21 protein-coding genes are annotated in these 25,194 nt (G+C 67.9%); 8 read left to right on the top strand and 13 right to left on the bottom strand.

The genetic code is table 11. The features are described 5' to 3' along the window. Positions 1–3: 3 nt before the first annotated feature. The 8 genes from RT697_RS00455 to RT697_RS00420 form a co-directional block, all read right to left on the bottom strand. The gene (locus tag RT697_RS00455; RefSeq protein WP_175122438.1) at positions 4–744 is read right to left on the bottom strand and encodes an ABC transporter ATP-binding protein; all 741 of its coding nucleotides are present in this window, start codon (positions 742–744) and stop codon (positions 4–6) included. 2 nt (positions 745–746) lie between these two features. After that, positions 747–1,727 (bottom strand): branched-chain amino acid ABC transporter permease, encoded by a 981-nt coding sequence (locus RT697_RS00450; protein ID WP_313696490.1) that lies wholly within the window; start codon positions 1,725–1,727, stop codon positions 747–749. Continuing rightward, positions 1,727–2,632 carry a branched-chain amino acid ABC transporter permease gene (locus RT697_RS00445; RefSeq protein WP_313696489.1) on the bottom strand — a complete coding sequence of 302 codons (906 nt, stop codon included), beginning with the start codon at positions 2,630–2,632 and terminating at the stop codon, positions 1,727–1,729. Before RT697_RS00445 ends, RT697_RS00450 begins: the two co-directional genes overlap by 1 nt. A gap of 246 nt (positions 2,633–2,878) precedes the next feature. Then, positions 2,879–3,457, bottom strand: a complete 579-nt coding sequence (locus RT697_RS00440; protein ID WP_313696488.1) for a DUF4340 domain-containing protein — start codon at positions 3,455–3,457, stop codon at positions 2,879–2,881. Then, the gene (locus tag RT697_RS00435) at positions 3,454–4,833 is read right to left on the bottom strand and encodes a GldG family protein (protein WP_313696487.1); all 1,380 of its coding nucleotides are present in this window, start codon (positions 4,831–4,833) and stop codon (positions 3,454–3,456) included. Before RT697_RS00435 ends, RT697_RS00440 begins: the two co-directional genes overlap by 4 nt. Continuing rightward, on the bottom strand, positions 4,830–5,543 hold the full coding sequence (locus RT697_RS00430; RefSeq protein ID WP_313696486.1) for an ABC transporter permease subunit: 714 nt from the start codon (positions 5,541–5,543) through the stop codon (positions 4,830–4,832). Before RT697_RS00430 ends, RT697_RS00435 begins: the two co-directional genes overlap by 4 nt. Next, entirely contained in the window at positions 5,540–6,559 is a 1,020-nt protein-coding gene (locus RT697_RS00425) for an ABC transporter ATP-binding protein (RefSeq protein ID WP_313696485.1), read from the bottom strand. Before RT697_RS00425 ends, RT697_RS00430 begins: the two co-directional genes overlap by 4 nt. 9 nt (positions 6,560–6,568) lie before the next feature. After that, positions 6,569–7,429 (bottom strand): N-acyl homoserine lactonase family protein, encoded by an 861-nt coding sequence (locus RT697_RS00420; RefSeq protein ID WP_056559238.1) that lies wholly within the window; start codon positions 7,427–7,429, stop codon positions 6,569–6,571. A gap of 302 nt (positions 7,430–7,731) precedes the next feature. Here RT697_RS00420 and rraA point away from each other — a divergent pair, with 302 nt between their 5' ends. After that, on the top strand, positions 7,732–8,286 hold the full coding sequence (gene rraA, locus RT697_RS00415) for a ribonuclease E activity regulator RraA (protein WP_313696484.1): 555 nt from the start codon (positions 7,732–7,734) through the stop codon (positions 8,284–8,286). Between the two features lie 18 nt (positions 8,287–8,304). Here rraA and RT697_RS00410 read toward each other — a convergent pair whose 3' ends face one another. From RT697_RS00410 to RT697_RS00395, 4 genes are all read right to left on the bottom strand, one after another. Further along, a complete protein-coding gene (locus tag RT697_RS00410) occupies positions 8,305–10,344 on the bottom strand; it encodes an aconitase family protein (protein ID WP_313696483.1) in 2,040 nt (679 codons plus the stop codon). Positions 10,345–10,354: 10 nt separating this feature from the next. Beyond that, positions 10,355–11,329, bottom strand: coding sequence for a tripartite tricarboxylate transporter substrate binding protein (locus RT697_RS00405; protein WP_313696482.1), 975 nt, complete (start codon positions 11,327–11,329; stop codon positions 10,355–10,357). 226 nt (positions 11,330–11,555) lie between these two features. After that, entirely contained in the window at positions 11,556–12,458 is a 903-nt protein-coding gene (locus tag RT697_RS00400) for a LysR substrate-binding domain-containing protein (protein ID WP_313696481.1), read from the bottom strand. 69 nt (positions 12,459–12,527) lie between these two features. Beyond that, a complete protein-coding gene (locus tag RT697_RS00395) occupies positions 12,528–16,067 on the bottom strand; it encodes an indolepyruvate ferredoxin oxidoreductase family protein (protein WP_313696480.1) in 3,540 nt (1,179 codons plus the stop codon). Positions 16,068–16,180: 113 nt separating this feature from the next. Between RT697_RS00395 and RT697_RS00390 the strand changes: the two genes are divergently transcribed. Then, positions 16,181–17,086 (top strand): LysR family transcriptional regulator, encoded by a 906-nt coding sequence (locus RT697_RS00390; RefSeq protein WP_313696479.1) that lies wholly within the window; start codon positions 16,181–16,183, stop codon positions 17,084–17,086. 33 nt (positions 17,087–17,119) lie between these two features. Here the strand turns inward: RT697_RS00390 and RT697_RS00385 are convergent, their stop codons facing one another. Further along, positions 17,120–18,028, bottom strand: a complete 909-nt coding sequence (locus tag RT697_RS00385; protein ID WP_313696478.1) for a LysR substrate-binding domain-containing protein — start codon at positions 18,026–18,028, stop codon at positions 17,120–17,122. Between the two features lie 122 nt (positions 18,029–18,150). On the opposite strand from RT697_RS00385, the gene RT697_RS00380 reads away from it, so the two are divergent. From RT697_RS00380 to acnD, 6 genes are all read left to right on the top strand, one after another. Then, on the top strand, positions 18,151–18,753 hold the full coding sequence (locus RT697_RS00380) for an amino acid synthesis family protein (protein ID WP_313696477.1): 603 nt from the start codon (positions 18,151–18,153) through the stop codon (positions 18,751–18,753). Next, entirely contained in the window at positions 18,750–19,604 is an 855-nt protein-coding gene (locus RT697_RS00375; protein WP_313696476.1) for an alpha/beta fold hydrolase, read from the top strand. Before RT697_RS00380 ends, RT697_RS00375 begins: the two co-directional genes overlap by 4 nt. 104 nt (positions 19,605–19,708) lie before the next feature. Further along, positions 19,709–20,680, top strand: coding sequence for a tripartite tricarboxylate transporter substrate-binding protein (locus RT697_RS00370; RefSeq protein WP_313696475.1), 972 nt, complete (start codon positions 19,709–19,711; stop codon positions 20,678–20,680). A 99-nt stretch (positions 20,681–20,779) separates the two neighbouring features. Then, positions 20,780–21,616: a hypothetical protein gene (locus RT697_RS00365; RefSeq protein ID WP_313696474.1), complete on the top strand. Its 837-nt coding sequence runs from the start codon at positions 20,780–20,782 to the stop codon at positions 21,614–21,616. Between the two features lie 176 nt (positions 21,617–21,792). Continuing rightward, positions 21,793–22,503: a GntR family transcriptional regulator gene (locus tag RT697_RS00360; RefSeq protein ID WP_313369908.1), complete on the top strand. Its 711-nt coding sequence runs from the start codon at positions 21,793–21,795 to the stop codon at positions 22,501–22,503. Then, positions 22,503–25,118, top strand: a complete 2,616-nt coding sequence (gene acnD / locus RT697_RS00355; protein WP_313696568.1) for a Fe/S-dependent 2-methylisocitrate dehydratase AcnD — start codon at positions 22,503–22,505, stop codon at positions 25,116–25,118. The genes RT697_RS00360 and acnD overlap by 1 nt, the downstream gene beginning before the upstream one ends. The last annotated feature ends 76 nt before the right edge of the window (positions 25,119–25,194 follow it).

Below are 25,194 nucleotides of genomic sequence, written 5' to 3'. Positions count from 1 at the left end.
GGTTCAGGCCCCCAGCACTTCGCTTCTGATCTGCGGATTGTTCAAGACTTCCTCGGGCGATCCATCCGCCGCCACCTTGCCGGCGATCCACGCCGCCACACGCGTGGCGTAGCGCGACACGATGTCCACGTCGTGCTCGACGAACCAGCTCGTCACGCGGCGTTCGTCCAGCGCGTGCATCACGGTTTCCATCAGCGCGAACTTGTCTTCCGACGCGACGCCGCTGGTGGGCTCGTCCATGATCAGCAGCTTGGGCTGCAACGCCAGCGCCATCGCCACGTCCAGCAGCTTGCGCTTGCCTTCGGGCAGCTCGATGCAGGCTTCGTCGGCGTCGGGCAAGAGGCCCACCAGGTCCAGCGTGGCGTCCACCTCTCGCGCGTCGATGGTGCTTTCCAGCGACCGGAACCAGCTCAGTTCCTTGTTGCGGCGCGCGGCCGCAATCTGCACGCACTGGCGCACGGTGTGCTCGGTGAACAGTTGCGGCAGCTGGAACGAGCGCCCCATGCCCAGCCGCACGATCTTGCGCGGCGCCATGGCGGTAACGTCCTTGCCGTCGAAATAGACCTTGCCCTTGGCGGGCGTCAGGTACCCCGTGCAGATGTTGATGAAGGTGGTCTTGCCCGCGCCGTTCTGGCCGATCACCGCCAGGCGTTCGCCTTCGTGCAGTTCGAAGTTGATGTTGTCGGCGGCCACTACGCCGCCAAATGCCAGGTACAGGTCGGTGGTTTGAATGAGGGGTTTCATCGTCAGTTCCTTGCCGCGGCCTGCACGGGCGCCTGCGCGCGGCGTTGCGCACGTTCACGCGACTTGATGCGCTTGGTGATCTGGCCCACGAAGCCGGTGGGGAACATGAAGATGACCAGGATCAGCGTGAGGCCCAATAGGAACTGCCAGAGACCGGGGAAGTAGGCGGCGGACACGAGCTTGACGGATTCAAAGCCCACTGCCCCCAGGAATGCGCCGGCCGCATGGCCCGCGCCGCCCAGGATGGTGATGAAGACGAACTCGCCGGAGCGCAGCCACGAGCCGATTTCCGGCGTGACCAGGCCCTGCATCAGCGCGAGGATGCCCCCCGAAAACCCGCACACCACGGCGGACAGCAGGTAGCCCTTCCACATGATGTAGTAGGCGGAAAACCCCAGGTATTCGATGCGCGTTTCGTTCGTCTTGATGGCCGACAGCGCCTGGCCGCTGCCCGAGCGGAAGTAGCGCTGCACCCACCACGCCAGCACCAGCGACAGCACCAGCGTCAGCACCAGCAGCGCGCGTTCGAAGGATTCGCGCTCCATCACGATGCCGGCCATGGTCGGGCGCACGATGCGCATGCCATCGGAACCGCCGGTCAGCGTGTAGAGCTTGCCCAGGAGCGCGAACAGCACCATGCTGAGCGCCAGGTTCAACATGCCGAAGAAGATGCCGCGGTAACGCACCACGAAAAGGCCGATGACGACGGCGGCGACGAAGCTGGCGACGACGCCGGCCAGGATCAGCACCAGCGCGTCCAGGCCGGGCATGGCCTTGGCCAGGAACGCCACCGTGTACGCCGAGATGCAGGCAAACATGGCGTGGCCGAACGAGATCTGGCCCGCGCGCGCCATCACCGACACGCCCAGCGCGGCAATCGCGTAGGTCAGGCCGATGACGATGGGCGTGATGGTCCAGGGATAGGTGTAGCCAAGGAACAGCGTGAACAGCGCGGCCAGCACGCTCAGGACAGGGACTTTCATCAGATCGTCCTCGCTTGAGCAACGGTGAACAGGCCATGCGGGCGGATGATGAGCACCAGCACCATGATGATGTACGGCACGGCGACTTCCAGTTCCGGCGCGGCGTACACGGCGATGGCGCGGATGATGCCGATGAGCAGCGCGGCGATCAGCGCGCCGGTGATCTGGCCCAGACCGGCCGTGGCGACCACCGCGAACGACAGGACCGTCATGTCGGTGCCGGCGCCCGGCACCAGCGACGTCGTGGGCGACGCCAGCGCGCCGCCCAGCGCGCCCAGGATGGTCGCGATCACGAAAGTGACGTATCCGATCTTCTTGGCATTGATGCCGAGCGACGTGGCGACTTCGCGGTGGTGCGTGGTGGCCACCGTCTGTTTGCCGAGCTTGGTGTGGCGCAGGAAGAATTCCAGGCACACGTAGGCCAGCAGCGCCGTGGCGGGCACCACGACCAGCTGATAGGTGGTGTAGGTGATGTCGCCGATCTCGATGTTGCCCAGCCGGTTGACGACTTCGCTGGCGCTATAGGGCTGCGCGCCCCACAGCAGGCGCTGGATGTCTTCCAGCATCAGGAAGGCGCCGAAGGTGAGCAGCAGCTTGAGGATGGGGTCGTAGTTCTGGGCGCGGCGGATCAGGACGAATTCCATGATGCTGCCAAGCAGCAGCCCGACCGCAATGGCCGCCACGAAAAGGGTTGCGAACAGCAGGATGGGAGAGTCGGTCTTGGGCGCCACGAACATGACGAGGCTGGCCGCGGCATAGCCGCCAAAGGCGTAGAACGCGCCGTGGGCGACGTTCAGGATGCCCATCACACCGAACACCAGGGTTAACCCCATCGATACCAGGAACAGCAGACTGGCGTATGCCACGCCGTCCACCAAGGCGAGAGGCAATAGATCCAAGGTCAAGCGTCTTCTCCCAATACGCTGAGCACGGACGCGACGAGCCCCTTGGACCGCGCGGCGTGCGGGCTTGCGCCCCGGGCGCGCCCGGCGCGCCCTTGTCTCGTTATCAACCTTTCCATGCCGTCTTGCGCAGGCTGCGCGAGGTGCCGGAAGGCCCTTTTATTGCAGGCTGTAGACCCGTCCCGCCACCGCTTTGGGCCTGTCCGCCTGTCTATGTTTGCGAAGTATAGGTAGGGGTTTATTGGCGACCTATTTATCTTTGTGCAAGGCGGGTTTAACAAGCGGTGGAGTGGCGGCGGACGCCCCCAGCGCCGCCAGCGGAGCCCGTGTCTGATAGTCCGGGATAATCCGGATCTGCGCCTCATCCGGCAGGCGTACATAACGGCCTAATCCATCCGGCGCCAGCGCGCCGACATCCAGTTTTGCCAAGGTCGTGCCCGCGGCATCGCGCACGTCGATGCGCAGTTGCGGCGGCGCGAGGCCATAGGTTTCGCCGTCCTGCGGGGTCAGCGTGCGATCGCTGCGGGTCTGCGAAAACAGCGCGATGAAATCGGCCGCGTCAAAGCCTGCCGCGGCGTCCGATGGCGTGGCCGTCCAGCCTTGCGGCCCGCGCGCCAGCTGCACCGTTCCCGCGGGACCAGCCAGCGTCACCTGCACCGCCGTGCCGGGTTCCCAGGCATAGAGCCGGGCGGGCTTGCCGCGATCGTCGTGCAGATGCGTGTGGCCATCGTGGTGCGCCGGCGATTCGGCGGCCTCGTGCCATTGCCACGCCGACAGCACGATGCCCGCCGCCAGCAGCGCCGGCCACAGCGCGCCGCGCGCGTTCACCGGCGCCTCCACCACAGCAGCAACCCCGTCAGCAGCGCGAGCAGCGGCAAGGCTACCGTGCTGGTCCAGAACACCGCGCGCATCTGCCGGTTGGTCAGTTCCACGCGGCGGTTCTCGTAATGGCGGGGCCGAATGGTAAGCAGCGCGTCTTCGCCCGCCAGCAGGGTGACGGCGTTGGTGAACAGCGCGCCGTTGCCCAGCGTGGCGAAATGCCGGTTGATCGCGAAATCGCTGTCGCCCGCGACCAGCAGCGTGGGATGCGCGGCCCCGTCCGCATTGGCCGCCTGCGCGTTGCGCGTGGCCAGCGCCATCAGCGTGTAGCGCGAGGGCGGCTGGCCGGGCACCTGCGCGTCGGCGGAGGTCTGCGCCAGCGGCGTCACCACCACGCCGGGCGGCAAGGCGTCGCCCGCCGGTTCCAGGCCGGCCGCGCCCGGAAAGAAGCTGAGCGGCAAGCCGCGCGTCATCTTGTGACGCGTGTAGTCGCTGACGGCCGGACTGCCGGGATCGTTGCGATAGTGGCTGCCCGCATCGGCCAGCGCGCCCGGCGCCAGCGCGATGCCGAAGTCGGACAGCAGGCCGTCCAGGCCGTGGCGGGTATCGGGTTCCAGCAGCAACAGCGTCTTGCCGCCCGCGCCGGTCCAGCGGCGCAGCGCGTCGGCGTCATCCTTGCCAAATGGCGTGCGCGGGCCGGCCGCGACCACGACAGCGCAGCGCGGCAACGCCTGCGCCAGGCTGCCCGCGCCCACCGCGCGCGTCGAAAACCCCAGCGTCTGCAACGCGTTGCGCGCCATCGCCATGCCGTGCTGCTCATGCACCTCGACACGCGCCACCAGGTTCTCGTCGTGATCGTGGTCTTCCAGATCGTCCAGCGACGTCAGACTGTCGAGCGGGGCTTCGCGATGGCCCTGCGTGAAGCAGACTGTCTGCGCGCCGTTCTGGCTGATGCGGATGATTGCGTTGGTGAAGTCGGTTTCGGTGCCGCCGTTGATGGTGGTCCGCCGCTCGCCCGAAGCCAGCACCGCGCTGCCCGCGAACTGGATGCCGGCGGCGCGCGCCTCGGCCGGGCGCAGCGCGGGGTCCACGCCGCGCACGCGGATCAGCGGGTTCTCGCGTTCGTATTGGCGCAGCAATTCCAGCGCGTCAACCATGCTCTTGTTGCGCAGGTCGTAGAACCACGTCACCTCGACCGGCTGACGCACCTGCCGCGCGACCTCCAGGCTCTCGGGCGCCAGGCTGTACACGCGCTGCGCGGTCAGATCGATGCGGCCCAGATGCCGCGACGCCCACAGATTCAGCGCCAGCAGCAGCGCGGCAACGGCCAGCACCGGCAGCCACAGCGACAGCCGCCGTCCGGCGCGGCGCACGGCGGGGCTCATCGCAGCCTCCAGCGCTTCAGGTTGACCGAGGCCACCATCAACGCCAGCACGGCCACGCTGGCGAGTGTGACGGTGGCAGGTCCGGGCAGCACGCCGCGGATGAAGTCCACGTGCTGCGCCGACAGCGACAAGGCCTGGAAGAACGGCGACAACGCCGGAAACGCATCCAGCGCCGCCGGATAGTCGATGAACCACAGCAACACGAGGATGCCCCACGTCGCGCTGGCGGCGACGATCTGGTTCGAGCAGGCGCTGGACACGGCGATGCCGATCGCCAGGAACAGCGCGCCGTACAGGAACACGCCGATATAGCCGCCCACGATGGGACCGTAGTCCGGCTCGCCGTACCAGGCCAGCGGCAGCACCGCCGACATGGTGCCGGCCAGCATCAGCGCCAGCATGGTCAGTCCCGCCGCGAACTTGGCCGCGACCAGCGTGAAGTCCGACAGCGGCAGCGTCAGCAGCAGTTCCAGCGTGCCCTGCCGCGCCTCTTCGGCAAAGGCGCGCATGCTGACCAGCGGCATCACGAGCATCAGCAGGATGGTCATGTTGTGAAACGCCGTCACCATCTGCCCCGTGCTGACGAAGAACAGGTTGAAGCTGAACAGATAGCCCGACAACGCCCAGAACACCGCCACGACGGCCAGCGCCACGGGCGAGCCGAAGTCGGTGCGCAGTTCCTTGCGGTACAACGCCGCGAAGCCCTTCATGCGCGTCTCCGTAATGGGGGATCGTTGGGCGCCAGCGCCGCCAGCAGGCGGGCTTCGACCGCTTCCTGCGCGGGCAGCACGGCGCGCAGTTCCGCGTGCGCCAGCGCGGTGCGCATGACCGCGTCGCAGGCGGCGGCGTTGGGGGACGCGTTGGTGGTGGCGTTGGTGGTGGCGTTGGTGGTGGCGTGGGTCGCCACGCTTGCCCCCGGGGCGTCCCACGTGACGCGCCACTTGCTGGTGCCGGCATCCAGCAGCGTGATGTCCACGGCTTTCACGCCCGGACACGCGGACAACGCCGCGTGCAATGCGGCATGTCCTGCCGCGGGCAGAGCCAGCTGCAATTGCAGCGCCGCCCGCGATTCGCCCAGCGGCTGATCCTCGACCAGGCGGCCCTGCCGCAGGATCGCGATGCGCGAACACAGCGCCTCGACTTCCTGCATCAGGTGACTGCTGAACACCACGGCACGCCCTTCCGCGCAGCGCCGGATCATCGCGCGCGCCTCCACGATCTGTACCGGATCCAGGCCGTTGGTGGCCTCGTCCAGCAGCAGCACCGGCGGGTCATTCAGCACGGCCTGCGCCAGTCCCACGCGCTGGCGTTGTCCCTTGGACAGGCGTCCGATCACCGAGCGCGCCACGCCCTGCAGATCGAAGCCGTCGATGGCGCGTTCGATGGCCAGGCGCCGCGCGCTGGCGCCGCCCTGCACTTTCACGCCCACGCCGAACTCCAGATATTGCGTGACCGTCAGCGCGTCATAGAGCGGCGCGCGTTCGGGCAGATAGCCGATGTCGGCGTTGCCGCGGCCCGGCGCAGGCTCGCGCCCCCGGATCGTGATGTGCCCGCTGTCGGGTGTGTAGAAGCCCGCCATCAGGCGCAGCGTGGTGGTCTTGCCGCTACCGTTCGGACCCAGCAGGCCCAGGATCTCCCCCGGCCTGACGGACAGGCTGAGGGATTCCAGGACCTGACGGGATCCGAACGACTTGCAGACCTGGTGCAAGGCGACGGCGGGCTCCATGGCGCGCCTTCAGTCGAAGACTTTGGTCTTGGCGTTCTGCGCGTGCTGCTCCGCGTCGTGGCTGTACCAGAGCTGGCCCTGGCGCGCGTCGCGGATCTGCTTGAGACGGTCGATGGCCTGCATGGACGCCGCCGTGTTCCAGGTGATGCCCGGAATGACGCCGGCCTCGTTTTCACCGGTGTAGATGGCGTCGGCCGCCAGCAGCACGACGCCGGTCTTGGGCAGTTTCACCTGCAGCGACTGGTGGCCCTGCGTGTGGCCCTTGGTGTCCAGCAGCACGATGGTGCCGTCGCCGAACAGGTCGAAGTCGCCCTCGACCTGGATGAAGTCATAGTCACGCGTGGTGTCGAAGTCCTTCATCACGTAGGCCGCGCGCTGGAATTTCTCGGGCCACCAGGCGGCGCGCAGCTCGGCCTTCTGCACCACGTGCTTGGCTTTGGGGAACATCTTGATGTTGCCGGCGTGATCCAGATGGAAGTGCGAGTACACAACGTATTTCACGTCGCTGACATCAAAGCCGGCGGCCTTGAGCTGGCGGTCGATGACCTCGTCGCGGCCCTGGATGGAATTGAACGCGCCGCACAGGCCCTGGCCCCAATAATTGGCGCAATTGCCGTCGGCCGTGGCCTGGTTCATGCCGGTGTCGAACAGCACCAGGCCGCGCGGGTGCTGGATCACGTAGGCCGGCACCGGAATCTTGATCTTGGTGCCCACGTCGACCATGGCGGTCATGAAACCCTTGTCCAGCTCGATCTTGCCCACCGACAGCTGCATCAGCTTCACGTCCACCGGCGGCGCATCGGCGGCGTGCGCCCATCCGCCCGCCATGACCGCCACCGCCCCAACCATTGCCTTCCAGCTCTTGCTCATTGTTGTCTCCTCGGACCAACAGGGGGAAGCCGCAGCCCGGACGGCGCGGCCGATCAGCAAGCTCCCGGTGTGTCCCGGGTTCACATCGTCGACAGGGTGTTTTCCGTGCGAAGGCGCCTTGCGGCGGACCACGATCTCAATGCGCGCGGCCGGAAACGGCATCTGGCGGCCGTTTTCTCTGTTGCGCACTCTGACGCAGCCCGGTTTGGCTGCCAATTAAGGATTTGTGAAGCAGGGCTTCGCGGCGCGCGAAGTGGGGGGAACCCTAGTGATCCGGGCGGTCCGGCATGGCAAGATGCGCCATGACCGCTTCCTTCACCCCACCCAGCTACAGCAGCGCCCCCGACGTCAACTGGACCACCGCCGACCTGTGCGACACCTGCATGGGTCAGGCCGATTGGGACCTGCGCGTGCTACCGCCCGTCTTTCGCGCCTTCGGCGGACGGTCCTGGTATTTCGGCCAGGTGGTGGCGGTGCCTTCGCCCACCGCGGACGGCGCGCTGTCGCTGGCGGGGTTGCTGGCGGAACCGGGTCAGGGCCGCGTGCTGGTGGTGGATGGGCTGGATAGCGCCACGCACGCGATCCTGGGCGACCGCATGGCGGGCATGGGCGTGCAGAACGGCTGGAGCGGCGTGCTGGTGAACGGCCACGTGCGCGACACGCCCGTGCTGGCGCGCATGCCGCTGGGCGTGCATGCGCTGGGCGCGATGCCCAACCGGCCCGCGGCCATGGCGCCGGCGCAGGCGGGTGAGCAGGTGCGGATTCAAGGGGTGACCGTGCGGACGGGCGACTGGCTTTATGCGGATACGGACGGCGTCATCGTGCTGGCGCGCCGTCACGCGCCGGTTGGCGGCTGAGGCGGCCAGCGACGCGGTCTACGCCCCGTATCGCGCCTGCAATTCGGCGAACGACGCCAGTTCCCCCGCCAACGCGCTCGCCATGACCGTCGGCGGACTGGCCAGCCACACGCTGCCGGGGCCGGAACGGCCCGGGAAATTCCGGTTGATCGCGCTGATCGTCACCTGCGAGGCCTCGGTGGACGACCCCGGCCCGCAGTTCGCACACGCGCCGCACGACGGTTGCAGGATGCGCGCGCCCACGGCGGCAAAGGTCTTGTCGTACCCCTGCGCCACGCAGTAATCGCGCACGGCCGTGGTGCCGTACTGCAGATATAGCGTCACGCCGTCCGGCAGCCGCAGTCCGCGCGCCACCGCCCACGCCAGCACCTGATGGTAGTAGTCGAAATCCTCGCGCTTGCCGGCGGTACAGGAGCCGCCATACGCAATGTCGATGCGCGGCCGCGCGGTCAGGCTGGACAGCGGCACGCCATTGCCCGGATCGCCGGGCGCCGCCACCAGCGGCGACAGCGCGGCGCAATCCACGCGCAGAACGGCGGCGTAGCAGGCGCCCGGATCGCTGCGCATCCACGGTTCAATGCCGGCGTCCACACCGCGGCGTTCGCGCAGGAAGCGCGCCGTTTCCGCATCCGGCGCGACGATGCCCGTCAGTCCGCCCAGCTCGGCGGTCATGTTGGTCAGCGTGGCGCGTTCGTCGATGGACAGCCCCGCGATGGCCTCGCCCGCAAACTCGAACACCTTGCCCACGCCCGCGCCCGCGCGGATCTCGGGCAGCGCCAGCAGATGCAGCACGATGTCCTTGGCGGTGACACCGGGCGCGGGTGTGCCATCCAGTTCGATGCGCAGCGAGGCCGGCAGCGTCAACCGCACCGCGCCCGTGACGAACGCGTTCGCCATGTCGGTGGTGCCCACGCCAAAGGCCACGCATCCCAACGCGCCGCTGTGCGGCGTGTGCGAGTCGGTGCCCACTACGACCTGCCCCGGCAGCGCGTAGTGTTCGGCCATCATGGCGTGCGAGATGCCGGCCACGTTGGCGCCGGTGTCGCGCGCCGCCTCGGCTTCCGTCAGCGTGCGGTGCTGGCGCAGGCCGTAGGCGTCGGCGAAGTCGCGCTGCGCCTGGCACATGGCGCGCACGTTGGGCACGATCCCCGCGCGGACGTGGTTGGGGCTTTCCTCGACGTAGGACGTGTGGTCCTCGAACACCACGATGCGTTCGGGGTCCACCAAACGCAGGGGCCGGCCGAACCGCGCGTGCAGCATATGGGCGGCCATACCGGAGTAGTACTCATGGATGAAGCGCCAGTCCGCGCGCAGGAATACGCCGTCGCCTTGCTGCGGATTGGCCGTTGTGGCGGACGTCTGCAAGAGATGGCGCAGGACGATCTTTTCGAACAAGGTGCGCGGCGGCTCGGCGGAGGGTGCGGCGAAAGCGTGAGAGCTGGCATCCGAAGCGTCAGCCCCCGGACGGCCGGCCCCCGGACGGCCGGAGCCCGCCGACACATCCCGCAGTTGCGCCTGCCCGAATGCCAGCAATCCGCCCGCCCGGACAATCGCCGCGGCCAGTGCGTCGCGCCCCGCCACGATTTCATCGACCGTGATGCGCTCGCCCCCTTGCAGGCGCGCCACCAGCCCCATGTCGGTGCTGGTGTACAGCCCGATGTTGTCGGCGTTCTGGCGATAGATGCGCTCGAAGCTCTCGGCGATCACCAGCCGCACGCCGGCGGACTTCTCCGCCATCGGACTGTGCTCGCGCGACGAGCCCTTGCCGTACCGCTTGCCCGCGACGACGACGTTGATGCCGGACTGCCGGATCGCGTCGATGCCGATGGGCTGGGTGTCGCCCGCCCGAAAACCCGTGTACGGATAGCGGCCCAGCTTCTCGTCGAAGTGGGTCAGGATCGGCACCGGCGTGATCTCGTCGGTGGAGATGTCGTCGCGCAGCGGCGCGGCCTCGGGCAGCGTCAGCGCCGCGCCGCCCAGTTGCGCGGCCACGCGGGCCGGGTCCAGCGTCAGAAACAGCAGACGGGCCGGGGTGTCGAGTACAGATACGGCAGTCATGGCAATCCGGTCATTCGATGGTGACGCCCGCCGCCTTGACGAGCGTCTGGCTCTTGGTGATTTCGGCGGCCAGCGTCTGCGCCGCCTGTTCCGCCGTGGTGCCTTGCGACACAAATCCCTGCGGCGACAGCGCCTTCAGCACCGCCGGCTCTTGCATGGTCTTGTGCGTGGCGGTTTGCAGCTTTTGCACGATATCGGCGGGCAGCCCGGCCGGCCCGATCAGCGAGATCCAGGCGTCGTACGAATAGCCCTTCACCCCGGCCTCGTCCAGCGTGGGCACGTTGGGCAGGATGGGCAGGCGCTCGGGCGTGCTGACGGCGAGTGCGCGCAGCTTGCCCGCCTGCACCTGCGCCAGTACGGACGGGGTGGCCAGGAAGGCCACCTGGATCTGTCCCGACATCACATCGGTGATCAGCGCGTTGCCGCCCTTGTACGGGATGTGCATCATGTCCACGCCCGCCTTCGACTTGAGCAGCTCGCCGGCCAGGTGCAACACGCTGCCGGTGCCGGACGAGCCGTAGTTGATCTTGCCCGGCTGCGCACGGGCGGCCTTCAGCAGGTCGTCCATCGTCTTGTACGGCGAGTTCTCCGCCACCACGACCACCAGCGGCGTCGTCCCGATGACGGAAATCGGCGTGATGTCCTTGACCGTGTCGTAGGGCAAGCTCTTGTACAGGCTGGGATTGATGGCGTGGTTGGACGACACGATGCCCAGCGTGTAGCCGTCGGGCTTGGCCGACACCAGTTGGCGCGTGCCGGGGATGCCCGCCGCGCCGGCCAGGTTTTCCACGATCATGGGCTGGGCCAGCGTCTTGCCAAGGTTCTCGGCCACGACGCGCGCCACCACGTCGGCGGTCGAGCCGGGCGAGGTGGGGACGATCAGGCGGATGGGGTGGTCCGGGTAGCCGGCGGCGGATGCGGCCGCAGCCGCGCAAACGGCGCCAAGCACGAGCGCACAGCTCGCAAGCAATCTGGTGGGGGGCATGATGTCTCCGTATAGGACGCAGCGGGGTCTGGATGCCCCGTACCGGCGGTGAACGCGCTTTGACTATACGAAGACGGCCGTCAATGGCGAAGTGTCATATCGGCAACCCCGCCATCGCGAATGGCGACGACGCAGCGGCGGCGATGGTGGCCGCGATGGCGATGGCCGGCCGCTCCGGTCGCTGCGCCGCTGCACAGCTTGCAGCGTCCCCGGCCAGCGCGGCCTGTCAGCCCTGCTGCGCCAAAAACCGGACCAGCTTGCTGGCGGTCGCCGACAACTGCGCCTGGTTCGGAAACACGATGCAAAGCTGGCGCCGGGCCCACTCATCGGAAAGGGGACGCACCCCCACGTCCAGCGCCTGCAGATACAGCTCGGCGACCTGCTGCGGCATCACGGCGATGCCGAGGCCCGCATGCGTCATGCGGCACAGCGCGTCCAGGCTGGCCACGCGGATCTTCACGGATAGCGTCTCTCCTAGTGCCGCGGACCGAGCCGCCAGCAATTGCGTCAACGCGCTGTTCTCGCGCAGGCCGACGAAGGTCTCGTCGGCGATGTCCTGCAAGCTGAGCTGACGCGCCGACGCCTTGGGATGGTTGGAAGGCAACATGACCGCAAGCCGGTCGCGGCGGTAAGGCAGCTGTTCCAGCCCGTCCGCGCCCGCGATCTGGTTGCAGATGCCGAAGTCGGCCGCGCGCTCGCGCACCAGGCGCAGGACGTCGGGACTGTGCTGCTCTTCCAGGTCGATATCCACGTCGGGAAACAGGCGCTGAAACGCCGCCACGTCCTCGGGCAGGAACTGCACGATGGCCGACAGGTTGGCCACCACCCGCACATGCCCTTTCACGCCTTCATAGAAGCGCGACAGCTCCGCCCCCATCGCCTCGACGTCGCCGATGATCTGACGCGCGTGACGCAGGACGGTCTGCCCGGCGGGCGTCACCGAGACGCCGCGGGTGTGCCGGGCGATCAGCGGCAGCCCGATCAGCGCTTCCATGTCGGCGATGCGCCGGCTGACGGCGGAAGGCGCGATGAACTCGCGCTCGGCCGCCCGCGCGATGCTGTTCTCCTGGCAGACCGCCACAAAGAGGCGCAGCGAAGTCAGGTCGAGTTTGCGAAGGATGCTTTCCATGGCGGATCCAGCGGGCGGCGGGGACCGGCCCCCGCATTGACGGGGGATCGTACACCACGCCTCCCGCGATCAGGCCGCCAGCCGCGCCGCGTTGCCGCCGCGATACCGCTCCAACAGCGCCGCCTGTTTGCCGCGCGCCTGTTCCACGCTCTTTTCCTTCACATGCCCATACCCGCGGATCGCATCCGGCACGTTGGCCAGTTCCAGCGCCGCGTCGCGGTTGCCGGCGTCCAGCGAGCGGGCGAACTCCTCGGCCAGCGCCAGATAATCCGCCGCAAGCTGGCGTTCCATGCGGCGCTCGGCCGTCCTGCCGAATACGTCCAGCCAGGTGCCGCGCACGCGCTTCATCGGCGCGAGCAATCGGAAGGCCGTTTCCATCCACGCTCCATACGCGCGCTTCTGCGGACGGCCCCGCGCATCGCGGCGCGCCAACGCCGGCGGCGCCAGGTAGTAGCGCAGCGCGTAGTCGCGGCCCGGCTCGCCTTCGAACTGCGCGCGCAGCCGATCCTTGAACGCGGGGTCGGCGTGCAGCCGCGCCACCTCGTACTCGTCCTTGTAGGTCATGAGTTTGGCCAGATTGCGGGCCACGACGCGCGTGACGTCGTGCCGCTTGTCGCCCAGCGCGGCCTCACGCGTGCGCACCGCCGCCACGGCCGCCACATAGCGCTGCGCGTAGGCGTCGTCCTGGTAATCGCGCACGTGCGACGCCAGGCGGTTGACCAGCGCGTCCAGGGTTTCGGGCAGGGCCACCACCCGTTCGGCTGCCGCCGGGCGCAGCGCGTCGGCGCCGCGATGCGCGGCCTGACGGCCCAGTTCGAACGCAGCCAGGTTCTTGTCCACCGACACGCCGTTGATCTCGATCGCGCGGCGCAGGCTGTCCAGCGACAGCGGCAGTCCGCCCTTCTGCCACGCGTAGCCCAACAGCAGCGGATTGGCGTAGATGCTGTCGCCCAGCAGGGCCTCGGCGAGCGGCCCGGCCTCCAGGAAGTCGACATGGCCGCCGGTGCTCTGCGTCAGCGCGGCCTGCGCCTGCGCCCCCGGAAAGCGCCAGGCCGGCTGCGACAGGAACGCGGCCGTCGGCGCGGCGCTGCTGTTGACCACCGCGCGGCCATGATCGGGCCGCAGGCGCGACAGCACCTCGGGCGACGCCGACACCAGCGCGTCGCAGCCGATGACCAGATCCGCTTCGCCCAGCGCGACGCGCGTGGCGTGCAGGTCCTCGGGCCGGTTGGCCAGTTGCACGTGGCTGAGCACCGCGCCGCCCTTTTGCGCCAGTCCGGCCATGTCCAGCACGGTTACGCCCTTGCCCTCGATGTGCGCGGCGGCGCCGATCAGCGCGCCGACCGTCACCACACCCGTGCCGCCCACGCCGGCGACCACCACGCGATACGCGGCGCCCGGCGCGATGTCGGCGCGCTCGGGCAGCGGGGCTTCGGGCAGCGTGGGCTTGCCGCCCTGCTTGCCGGGCTTGCGCGGCACCGCGCCTTCGGCCGTCACGAAGCTGGGGCAAAAGCCCTCCACGCAGGAAAAGTCCTTGTTGCACGATGACTGGTTGATGCGCCGCTTCGTGCCCAGCGGCGTGTCCAGCGGTTCCACCGACAGGCAGTTCGATTGCACCGAGCAATCGCCGCAGCCTTCGCAGACCGCTTCATTGATGAAGGCGCGCTTGGGCGGATCGGGATACTCGCCGCGCTTGCGGCGGCGGCGCTTCTCGGTGGCGCAGGTCTGGTCGTAGATCAGCACCGTGGCGCCGTCGATGTCGCGCAACGCGCGCTGCACGTCGTCCAGCGCCTTGCGGTGGTGGACCTCGATGCCGGCCGGCAAGGTCTGCGCGCCCGTGTACTTGTCGGGCTCGTCGGTCACCACCACCGTCTTGACGATGCCTTCGGCCAGCATCTGCGCCGCGATCTGCGGCACGGTCAGCACGCCGTCCACGGGCTGCCCGCCGGTCATGGCGACGGCGTCGTTGTAGAGGATCTTGTAGGTGATGCGCGCACGCGCCGCGATGGCGGCGCGGATGGCGAGCAGGCCCGAATGAAAATACGTGCCGTCCCCCAGGTTGGCGAAGATGTGGCGCTCGGACGTGAAGTCCTTCTGGCCCAGCCACGCCACGCCCTCCCCGCCCATCTGGCTGAAGGTGTCGGTATTGCGGTCCATCCACATCGCCATGTAATGGCAGCCGATGCCCGCGACCGCGCGCGATCCTTCCGGCACGCGGGTGGACGTATTGTGCGGACAGCCGGAACAGAACCAGGGCTTGCGCTCTTCGACCAGCGTGGGGCGGCTGGCCTCGCGCTCTTTGGCGTCGATCACGGCCAGGCGCGCGGCGATGCGGGCCCGCAGTGCGTCGGACAGATCGGCTTTTTCAAGGCGCGCGGCGATGGCGCGGGCGATCAGCGCGGGCGACAGCTCGTAGCGCGCCGGCAGCAGCCATCCGCCGCGCGGCGTGGACCATTCGCCGCCGCCGTTCTCGCGCTCGTCGAACTTGCCGAACACGCGCGGCCGCACGTCGTCGCGCCAGTTGTAGAGTTCTTCCTTCAGCGCGTATTCCAGGATCTGGCGCTTCTCCTCGACGACCAGAATCTCTTTCAGACCCGTGGCGAACTCGCGCGCGTCCTGCGCGTCCAGCGGCCAGATGCAACCCACCTTCAGCACACGAATACCGGCCTGCGCACAGGCTGCCTCGTCCAGCCCCAGGTCGTTCAGCGCCTGCCGCACGTCCAGATAGGCCTTGCCGGCCGTCATGATGCCGAAGTGCGCGTTCGGCGAATCCAGCACGACACGGTTCAGCTTGTTGGCGCGCACGTAGGCCAGCGCCGCGTACCACTTGTGATCCAGCAGCCGCGCCTCCTGCGCCAGCGGCGAATCGGGCCAGCGGATGTTCAGGCCGCCCGGCGGCATGCCGTCGTCGGGCAACACGATCTGCACGCGCGACGGGTCCACGTCGACCGAGGCGCTGGATTCCACCACATCCGTCACGCATTTCATCGCCACCCACAGGCCCGTGTGACGGCTCATGGCCCAGCCGTGCAGGCCGTAGTCCAGGTATTCCTGCACGTTGGACGGGTACAGCACCGGAATGCCGCTGGCGATCAGCACGTGTTCCGACTGGTGCGCCACCGACGAAGACTTGGCGGCGTGGTCGTCGCCCGCCAGCATCAGCACCCCGCCGTGGGCGGACGTGCCGGCCGAGTTGGCGTGCTTGAGCACGTCGACCGACCTGTCCACACCCGGCCCCTTGCCGTACCACATGCCGAAGACGCCATCGCGCTGCGCGCCGGGAAACAGATTGAGCTGCTGCGATCCCCAGACCGCGGTTGCCGCCAGGTCCTCGTTCAGACCGGGCTGGAACACCACGTCGTTCGCCTTCAGATGGCGCTTGGCCTTCCACAGCGCCTGATCCAGACCGCCCAGCGGCGAACCCCGGTAGCCGGACACATAGCCCGCGGTGTTCAGGCCGGCCTGCTGGTCGCGCTGCTTCTGCATCAGCGGCAGGCGCACCAGCGCCTGCGTGCCGCTCAGGTAGACGCGGCCGGTGGGCTGCGCGTATTTGTCGTCCAGCGACAGGCCATGGGTATCGGCCACGCCGGGGGGTAGAGGGGCGTTCATGGGGGTTGTCTCCTGCAATCTGCGGTGCGGGCATTTACGTGTTTTCCGCAGTGTAGGAAGGCGCGCAGCCATCGTATATTCATATATTCGAGTAGCTGGTATGTGAAAAACACATGGCTAATGAAGTCACGCTCCGCCAACTCCGGTACTTCGCCGCCGCCGCCCGCACCGGGCGGTTTTCCATGGCGGCGGCCGATGAACACGTATCGCAATCGGCAGTCACCAACGCCGTGCTGGCGCTGGAGGCGCAGTTGGGCGTGCGCCTGTTCGACCGCCACGCCCACGGGGTGACGCTGACACCCGAGGGCCACAATTTTCATCAGCGCGCGCGCGATGTGCTCGATTCGCTGGATGACGCGCTGCGCGAGCCGGGGTTTCAGCGCTATGCGCTGCGCGGCTCGGTGCGTATCGCGGCGTCGTATACGGTGCTGGGCTACTTTCTGCCCGATCTGCTGGCGCGCTTTCGGCGGCGCTATCCGGACGTCGTGCTGGACCTCGTCGACCTGGACCGCCCCGAGATCGAACAGGCCGTGGCCAGCGGCGACGTGGAGCTGGGCGTGGCGCTGCTATCCAATATCGACAAGCGCGAGCGCTTCGGCCATCACGTGCTGGTGCGTTCGCGCCGTCAGCTATGGACGGCGGCCGGGCATCCGCTGACGCAGGCGGCCGCGCCGTCGCTGGCCGACATTGCGCGCTATCCGTACATCCTGCTGGAAATGGATGAGGGCGAACGGTCCACGCTGGGTTATTGGCGCAGCCACGGGCTGCAACCGGACATTGCCTTTCGGACGCGGTCGATGGAAGCGCTGCGGGGCCTGGTCGCGCATGGTTTTGGCGTCACCATGCTGTCCGACATGGTCTACCGGCCGTGGTCGCTCGAGGGCCGCAAGATCGAGGCGGTGCCCATCACCGATGCCGTCCCGCCCATGGAGGCGGGCCTGCTGTGGCATCCGCGCGCGGCCATGGCCAAGCCGGCCGAGGCCTTCCGGCAATTCATGATTTACGCGTGCGGAGGGTGACGATGGCCAGCCGTTTGACTGACGCCTTTCGACCTACACCAGCACCGCGCCCTTGCGCCGCGTGAACTGCGCCAGCGACCGCAGCGCCAGCGCGTGCATCGCGGCCACCGACGGCAGCAGGGTCTCTTCCTTGCGCGTCAGCACGCCGACGATGCGCTCGACAACCGGCTCCACCAATGGCACGAACGCCAAGCCACTGCCCGCCGCGGGCCGCGCCAGCACCGGCAACACCGTCACGCCCAGGCCGCCGACCACGCTGGCCAATAGCGATGCGCGGTTGGACACCACGATTGCCGGGTCGTCGATGCCGCTGCCCAGTTGGCGGTTCTTCAGCGTCTCGAAGGTGGCGTTGCCGATCAGGCGTTCGTCCGCCAGCGCCGCCCATGACACAGGTCCCCGCCGCCGCGCGAGCGGGTGGGTCTTTTTGCAGACCAGCCCAAAGGCGTCGCGAGCCACCGGGGTGAAGGCCACCTCGGCCGTGCGCGGGGATTGTCCGGCCACGCCCACCTGCACCTCTCCTGCCAGCACCAGCCGATGCACCTCGGGCGACGTTTCGTCCAACGCGCGGATGCGGATGTCGGGATGGCTGCGCGCATAGCGTTCCAGCAGACGGGGCAGCCATTCGTCGGCCAGCGACGGCATGACGGCCAGCGCCACGGGCCCCTGGCTGCCCATGCCGAACTGCCGCGCCGCATCCAGCACGCGGTCATGGGTGGCCAGCAGCTCGCGGAACAGCGGCGCCACCGCCTGGCCCAGCGCGGTCAGTTGCGCACGCTTGCCGGGTTCGAAGAGCGGCGCGCCCAATTGCTGCTCCAGATCCTGCATGGCGGCGGACACGGCCGCCTGCGACCGGAACGTACCCTGCGCCGCGACGCGGAAACTGCCGTGGTCAGCGGCCATCAGGAACTGGCGCAGGTGCTGGATTTTCAGGGGTGTGGACATGACGGGCGCTGGACTAAATTCGGATTTTCTGAAGTTAGCTTACGTTAATTTGGATTGTCAAAAACGCGCGGGGCGTCGAACAATGGACTCGTCATTCATCCCCAGCTTTCGGAGCAGCGCGTATGTCACTGCAAGTGCGCAAGGTAGTCAGTTACGTCGAGAAAACCCTCATCGAAGGCGGCCGCGCAGCCGAACGCCCGCTGGTGATGATCGTGGCCGCCGCCGTGATCCGCAATCCGTGGGCCGGCCTGCCGTTCCAGGAAGACCTGCGCCCCGGCATCCTGGAAGCCGCGCCGCCGCTGGGCGAACTCTTGGTCAGCGAGATCCTGCGTCAGGCCGGATCGGCGGACACCATCGAGGCCTACGGCAAGGCCGCGGTGGTGGGCACCGCCGGCGAGGTCGAACACGCGTCCGCGCTGATCCACACGCTGCGCTTCGGCAACTTCTACCGCAACGCGGTCGGCGGCACCAGCTATCTCAGCTTCACCAACATGCGCGGCGGCCCCGGCTGCGTGATCTCGGTGCCGCTGATGCACAAGCTGGACGAAGGCCTGCGCTCGCATTACCTGACGGTGCAGACCACCATCAACGACGCGCCGGCGCCGGACGAGATCGTGATCGCGCTGGGCGCGGCCACCTCGGGCCGTCCGCATCACCGCATCGGCAACCGCTATTCGGACCTGAAGGAACTGGAACAGGAAGCGCTGGAGGCGCGCGCAAAATGACCACGCAACGGCGGCGCGCCGGCCGCGGCGAACCTCTGGTCCTCTTGCACGGCGTCGGCCTGGACCACACGCTGTGGGACGATCTGGCCCCTTTGCTGGAGCCGGACTTCGACGTGCTGCGCTATGACCTGCTGGGCCACGGCGCCGCCCCCGCGTTGCGCGGCCAGGCGGACATTCAGGACTTCATTGCGCAACTGGACGCGGAGCTGGACGCCGCGGGCTGGCAAGACGCGACCGTGCTGGGTTATTCCATGGGCGGCCTGATCGCGGGCGCCTATGCGGCGGCCCGGCCCGAACGCGTCGGCCGGCTGGTGCTGCTGAGCACCGTGTTTCGCCGCACGGAAGAAGAAGCCGCGGCGGTGCGCGCCCGGCTGGCGTCGGCCGCCACGCAGGATCCACAGGAAGCCGCCAAGGTGTCATTGACGCGCTGGTTCACGCCGGCGTTTCAAGCCGCGCGGCCCGCGCGCGTGGCGCAGATCGAACAGCGCCTGCTCGACAACAACCGCGAAAGTTTTCTGTCCGCCTATACGCTGTTCGCGCTGGGCGACTCGTTGCTGGCGCAAGCCGCGCCGGACATCGCCTGCCCCGTGCTGGTCATGACGGGCGAACACGATGTCGGCTCGAACCCGCGCATGACGCGCGAGCTGGCGCGGGCGCTGCCGCGGGCCTGCGCTCGCGTGGCGCCCGAACAGCGTCATATGCTGCCGGTGGAGGAACCCGGCACGGTGGCGGCCGCGCTGCGCAGCTTTGTGTCGGCGCATCCGGCGCAGGCGCAATCAATGCAGGCGCAATCAATGCAGACGCAATCCACGCAGGCGAATTCAACGCCGACGCAGTCCGCAAAGGCCTAGCCGACAGCACCGCATCAACCGCATTCCCCCGAACCCGAAATCGTCCGCCCCGACAGAGACGATGCGAGACACCCCGCCACGATGCGGGGACGGAGACAAGACACATGGACCGCAGAACCCTCATCAAGACGCTGGCAGCAATGTCGCTGGCCCCGCTGGGCGCGACCGCCACCCGCCTGGCCGTCGCACGCGAAACGCCCCTGCGCGTGATCGTGCCCTTCCCGCCGGGCGGCGGCACCGACGTGCTGGGCCGCGTCATCGCCGCGTCGCTGGAAGGCGCTCTGGAGCGCTCGGTCATCGTCGAGAACAAGCCCGGCGCCAGCGGCATGCTGGGCGCGGACTACACGGCCAATGGCGCGAAGGACGGCAGCATGCTGCTGTTCGCCGGCCTGGTGCCGTCGGTGCGCTACTACGCCCGGCCGCCCGAAGACGTGCTCAAGCAGCTAGCGCCGGTCTGCCCGATTGCACGTTCGCCTTACATGGTGGCGGTCAACAGTGACCTGCCGGCCAAGACGATCGCCGAACTGGTGGCACAGGCGCGGCGCGAGCCCAAGGGGCTGACCTTCGGCACCCCGGGCAACGCCACGCCGCAACACCTGGCGACCGAGCTGCTGCAGGCCGCATGCGGGATGGAGATGCTGCACGTGCCGTATCGCGGCACCGGCCCGATGATGACCGACCTGCTGGGCGGACAGATCCAGGTCGTGGTGGCAACCGTCGCCGCGGTCGAGCCCTACCTGAAGAGCGGCCGCCTGCGCGTGCTGGCCGTGACCAGCCCGCAGCGTCTGCCCAAGTATCCGGACATTCCGACCGTCGCCGAAAGCGGCTTCGCGGGGTTCTCGGCGCAGATCCAGTTCGGCACGTACTGCGCGGCGGGCACGCCCGAGGCGACAATCGCCGCGCTGAACCAGGGCATCAACCGCGCACTGAAGACCGAGTCCGTGCACGCGAAGCTGGCGGAACAGGGTTTCGAGCCCACTGGCGGCACGCCTGCACAACTACAAGACGCGCTGCTGGCGGAGATCCGGGATGTCGCGGGGCTGGTGCAGGCCGGCAAGGTGCGGGTGGATCTGTAAGCAAGCGTACGGCCAGATTGCGGACGAAGGCGGGGCCTCAATAAAATCGCCGTTCGTCACAACTGGAACCTGCTCTTGTCGATGTCTGGATTCCCATCAGTGCTGACAGCAGCCCTGTCTCTGGCCGTGTTGCTCGCCTGCGGAACGACCCATGCCGCCGATGACGCCTGCCCGCAAGCTGCGGACATCGTTCGCGCGGCATATCCAGAGGCCTCCGCTCCCGACGCGGATGGCCTGATGCGCGTCGCGCAGGCTGACGCCGACATCGAGATCTCCGACTTCCCATTCCGCGGACCGTTCGCGGTGATCTGCAAAACCTGGCCCGCCAATCCTGACCTGCTGCTGGCAGCGATTCCGCTGATGCGGGATGGTCCCAGCCGGGACTACGGCCACGAAGGCGACCTTCGGATACTGGTGCTGGATCGCGCCACGCTGAAGGTGCTTGAGCACTTGCAGCTTGACGGCCTGATGTCGGACGACGCCTTCCGAATCAGCGACGTGTCCTTCGACACAGCCCGGTATGACGTCGCACCTGGCCGCCGCGCATTCGGATTGCGGATTTCCCGCACGGGCTCTTCGCGTGCCAATCCGTCATCCGAGACCAGCCTGCGACTGTTCGACATCGGCCCCAAGGGGCTGAACATGGTTCTGGACGGCCTCATCGCCTACAGTTACGGCGGCGAATGGGACACCAACTGCGCGGGAGAGTTCACGAAGAGCAGCGTCAGCCTCGCCGTCGGCGGCCGTGCCGCCAATGGATTCAGAGACCTTCACGCGACCGAATCCTACGTGACCAGCCGTTCGGCGCTGCAGAAGGGCGACTGCGTGGAGACGCTGCAGGACAGGGGCAGGACGACGCACACGTTAACGTTCGACGGCCTGCGCTACCGGATCCCGGAAACCCTGCGTGCGATGGACCGTGGGTCTGCTGGATAACCCGCATTTGCCGCCGCGTCCGAGCCTCTGCGCACGCCAGGACGCCCACGGCGCGCAACGCGACCAGCGGTTGCTTGCGCCCGCCCCCGCCCGGGGAGTAAATTGTTGACACTTCGACGCGTTGAACGCGCGTTTTTCCGGTTATCACTCCAAAAACGGAACGAATTGTCGACACCATGAGCAAAGTGCTCACCCTGCCGGGCACGCCGCCCCCCGACGGCGAAACCCTGTCGGACCACATCTTCCGCAAGATCCAGTCCGCCATCGTCAAGGGCGAGATCGCCCCGGGCAGCAAGATCTCCGAACCCGAGCTGGCGCGCATCCATGGCGTCAGCCGCGGTCCGCTGCGCGAGGCCCTGCATCGGCTGGAAGGCCAGAAGCTGCTGGTCCGCGTGCCGCACGCCGGCGCGCGCGTCGTGTCCCTGTCGATCCAGGAACTGGTCGAACTCTACGAAATCCGCGAATCGCTGGAAGGCATGGCCTGCCGCCTGGCCGCCGAGCGCATGCCGCCGTCGGAAATCGACGAACTGCGCGGCGTGCTGGACGCGCATGAACGCGACGAGGCCTTCCAGGCGGGGCTGGGCTATTACCAGCAGGAAGGGGATTACGATTTCCACTACCGCATCGTCAAGGGCAGCGGCAACCAGATGCTGTTCCGCATGCTGTGCGACGAGCTCTATCAGTTGGCGCGCATGTACCGCATCCAGTATTCGACGACGCCCAACCGCCCGCGGCAGGCCTACGCCGAGCACCACCGCATTCTGGACGCCATCGCCGATGGCGACGGCGAGCTGGCTGAACTTCTGATGCGCCGGCACATCCGCGCATCCCGCATCAACATCGAACAACAGATCGCGCAAAGCACCCAACAGCGCACGGAGGCATGATGAACAAGTCGTACCGCAAGAACCTGCCCGGCACCCGCCTGGACTACTTCGACGCCCGCGCGGCCGTGGAGGCCATCGCGCCCGGCGCGTATGACGGCCTGCCCTACACGTCCCGCGTCCTGGCCGAAAACCTGGTGCGCCGCTGCGAGCCCGCACTGTTGACCGACGCGCTCAAGCAACTGATCGAACGCCGCCGCGACCTGGACTTTCCGTGGTTCCCGGCGCGCGTAGTCTGTCATGACATCCTGGGCCAGACCGCGCTGGTGGACCTGGCGGGTCTGCGCGATGCCATCGCCGACAAGGGCGGCGATCCGGCCAAGGTCAATCCCGTGGTGCCGGTGCAGTTGATCGTGGACCACTCGCTGGCGGTGGAATACGACGGCAACGACCCGGACGCCTTCGCCAAGAACCGCGCCGTGGAAGACCGCCGCAACGAAGACCGCTTCCATTTCATCGACTGGACCAAGCAGGCCTTCGAGAACATCGAAGTCGTGCCGCCGGGCAACGGCATCATGCACCAGATCAATCTGGAGCGGATGTCGCCGGTGATCTACACGCAGGACGGCGTGGCCTTCCCGGACACGCTGGTCGGCACCGACAGCCACACGCCGCACGTGGACGCGCTGGGCGTCATCGCCATCGGCGTGGGCGGCCTGGAAGCCGAAAACGTCATGCTGGGCCGCGCGTCGTGGATGCGCCTGCCCGACATCGTCGGCGTCGAGCTGTCCGGCCGCGCGCAGCCCGGCATCACCGCCACCGACATCGTGCTGACCCTGACCGAATTCCTGCGCAAGGAAAAGGTGGTGGGCGCGTACCTGGAGTTCTACGGCGAAGGCGCGTCCAGCCTGACGCTGGGCGACCGCGCCACCATCTCGAACATGGCGCCGGAATACGGCGCCACCGCGGCGATGTTCTCCATCGACCAGCAGACCATCGACTATCTGCGCCTGACTGGCCGCGAGGACGAGCAGATCGCGCTGGTGGAAAACTACGCCAAGACCGCGGGCCTGTGGTCCGACAGCCTGACGACCGCGCAGTACGAACGCGTGCTGCGCTTTGACCTGTCGACCGTCGTGCGCACGCTGGCCGGCCCGTCCAACCCGCATCGCCGCCTGCCGGTGTCGGACCTGGCCGAGCGCGGCATCGCCGGCGTGGTCGAGAACCAGCCGGGCCTGATGCCCGACGGCGCCGTCATCATCGCCGCCATCACCAGCTGCACCAACACCAGCAATCCGCGCAACGTGATCGCCGCGGGCCTGTTGGCGCGCAACGCCAACCGCGCGGGCCTCGTGCGCAAGCCGTGGGTCAAGAGCTCGCTGGCGCCGGGATCCAAGGCCGTGCAGCTCTATCTGGAAGAAGCCGGTCTCACGCAGGACCTGGAACAGCTGGGCTTCGGCGTCGTGGCGTTTGCCTGTACCACGTGCAACGGCATGTCCGGCGCGCTGGACCCGAAGATCCAGCAGGAAATCATCGACCGCGACCTGTACGCGACCGCCGTGCTGTCCGGCAACCGCAACTTCGACGGCCGCATCCACCCGTACGCCAAGCAGGCCTTCCTGGCCTCGCCGCCGCTGGTCGTGGCCTACGCCATTGCCGGCACGATCCGCTTTGACATCGAACGCGACGTGCTGGGCGTGGGCGCCGATGGCCGCGAGATCCGCCTGAAGGACATCTGGCCCAGCGACGAAGAGATCGACGCCATGGTCAAGTCGGCCGTCAAGCCCGAGCAGTTCCGCAAGGTCTACGCCCCCATGTTCGGCATCAAGGACGACCGCCAGACGGCCGTCAGCCCGCTGTACGACTGGCGTCCGCAAAGCACGTACATCCGCCGTCCGCCGTACTGGGAAGGCGCGCTGGCCGGCGAGCGCACGCTGCGCGGCATGCTGCCGCTGGCCGTGCTGGGCGACAACATCACCACCGACCACCTGTCGCCGTCCAACGCCATCCTCATGGACAGCGCCGCAGGCGAATACCTGGACAAGATGGGCCTGCCGGAAGAGGACTTCAACTCGTACGCCACGCACCGCGGCGACCACCTGACCGCGCAGCGCGCCACGTTTGCCAACCCCAAGCTCTTCAACGAAATGGTGAAGGACGCCGACGGCTCGGTGAAGCAAGGCTCGCTGGCGCGCGTGGAACCGGAAGGCCAGGTCATGCGCATGTGGGAAGCCATCGAGACCTACATGGACCGCAAGCAGCCGCTGATCATCGTGGCCGGCGCCGATTACGGCCAGGGCTCGTCGCGCGACTGGGCCGCCAAGGGTGTGCGCCTGGCCGGCGTGGAAGCCATCGTGGCCGAAGGCTTCGAGCGCATCCACCGCACCAACCTGATCGGCATGGGCGTGCTGCCGCTGGAATTCAAGCCGGGCGTTGACCGCAAGACGCTGAATCTTGACGGCACCGAAAGCTACGACGTCATCGGCGAGCGCAAGCCGCGCGCGGACCTGACGCTGGTCATCCACCGCCGCAACGGCAGCACCGAACAGGTGCCGGTGACCTGCCGCTTGGACACCGCAGAAGAAGTGTCGATCTACGAAGCCGGCGGCGTGCTGCAGCGCTTTGCCCAGGATTTCCTGGAAGCCGCCTCGGCGACGGACGCCGGCAAGCTGGCCTGACCGGCCGTTGTACAGACCGGCGGGCGTGTGCAGCGCCCGCCGCGCTACTTCGATATCCCAGGACCAATATTTCAGG

The organism is Achromobacter sp., assembly GCF_032113835.1.
Classification (GTDB): domain Bacteria; phylum Pseudomonadota; class Gammaproteobacteria; order Burkholderiales; family Burkholderiaceae_B; genus Achromobacter.
The sequence above is the reverse complement of the archived record's forward strand: the minus strand, read 5'-3'. Positions and strand labels throughout refer to the sequence as shown.

Bases quoted from the DNA above. Each gene is read 5' to 3' on its own strand.
- RT697_RS00455 (WP_175122438.1), bottom strand. From the start codon at position 744: ATGAAACCCCTCATTCAAACCACCGACCTGTACCTGGCATTTGGCGGC.
- RT697_RS00450 (WP_313696490.1), bottom strand. From the start codon at position 1,727: ATGAAAGTCCCTGTCCTGAGCGTGCTGGCCGCGCTGTTCACGCTGTTC.
- RT697_RS00435 (WP_313696487.1), bottom strand. From the start codon at position 4,833: ATGAGCCCCGCCGTGCGCCGCGCCGGACGGCGGCTGTCGCTGTGGCTG.
- RT697_RS00430 (WP_313696486.1), bottom strand. From the start codon at position 5,543: ATGAAGGGCTTCGCGGCGTTGTACCGCAAGGAACTGCGCACCGACTTC.
- RT697_RS00425 (WP_313696485.1), bottom strand. From the start codon at position 6,559: ATGGAGCCCGCCGTCGCCTTGCACCAGGTCTGCAAGTCGTTCGGATCC.
- RT697_RS00420 (WP_056559238.1), bottom strand. From the start codon at position 7,429: ATGAGCAAGAGCTGGAAGGCAATGGTTGGGGCGGTGGCGGTCATGGCG.
- rraA (WP_313696484.1), top strand. From the start codon at position 7,732: ATGACCGCTTCCTTCACCCCACCCAGCTACAGCAGCGCCCCCGACGTC.
- RT697_RS00410 (WP_313696483.1), bottom strand. From the start codon at position 10,344: ATGACTGCCGTATCTGTACTCGACACCCCGGCCCGTCTGCTGTTTCTG.
- RT697_RS00405 (WP_313696482.1), bottom strand. From the start codon at position 11,329: ATGCCCCCCACCAGATTGCTTGCGAGCTGTGCGCTCGTGCTTGGCGCC.
- RT697_RS00400 (WP_313696481.1), bottom strand. From the start codon at position 12,458: ATGGAAAGCATCCTTCGCAAACTCGACCTGACTTCGCTGCGCCTCTTT.
- RT697_RS00395 (WP_313696480.1), bottom strand. From the start codon at position 16,067: ATGAACGCCCCTCTACCCCCCGGCGTGGCCGATACCCATGGCCTGTCG.
- RT697_RS00390 (WP_313696479.1), top strand. From the start codon at position 16,181: ATGGCTAATGAAGTCACGCTCCGCCAACTCCGGTACTTCGCCGCCGCC.
- RT697_RS00385 (WP_313696478.1), bottom strand. From the start codon at position 18,028: ATGTCCACACCCCTGAAAATCCAGCACCTGCGCCAGTTCCTGATGGCC.
- RT697_RS00380 (WP_313696477.1), top strand. From the start codon at position 18,151: ATGTCACTGCAAGTGCGCAAGGTAGTCAGTTACGTCGAGAAAACCCTC.
- RT697_RS00375 (WP_313696476.1), top strand. From the start codon at position 18,750: ATGACCACGCAACGGCGGCGCGCCGGCCGCGGCGAACCTCTGGTCCTC.
- RT697_RS00370 (WP_313696475.1), top strand. From the start codon at position 19,709: ATGGACCGCAGAACCCTCATCAAGACGCTGGCAGCAATGTCGCTGGCC.
- RT697_RS00360 (WP_313369908.1), top strand. From the start codon at position 21,793: ATGAGCAAAGTGCTCACCCTGCCGGGCACGCCGCCCCCCGACGGCGAA.
- acnD (WP_313696568.1), top strand. From the start codon at position 22,503: ATGAACAAGTCGTACCGCAAGAACCTGCCCGGCACCCGCCTGGACTAC.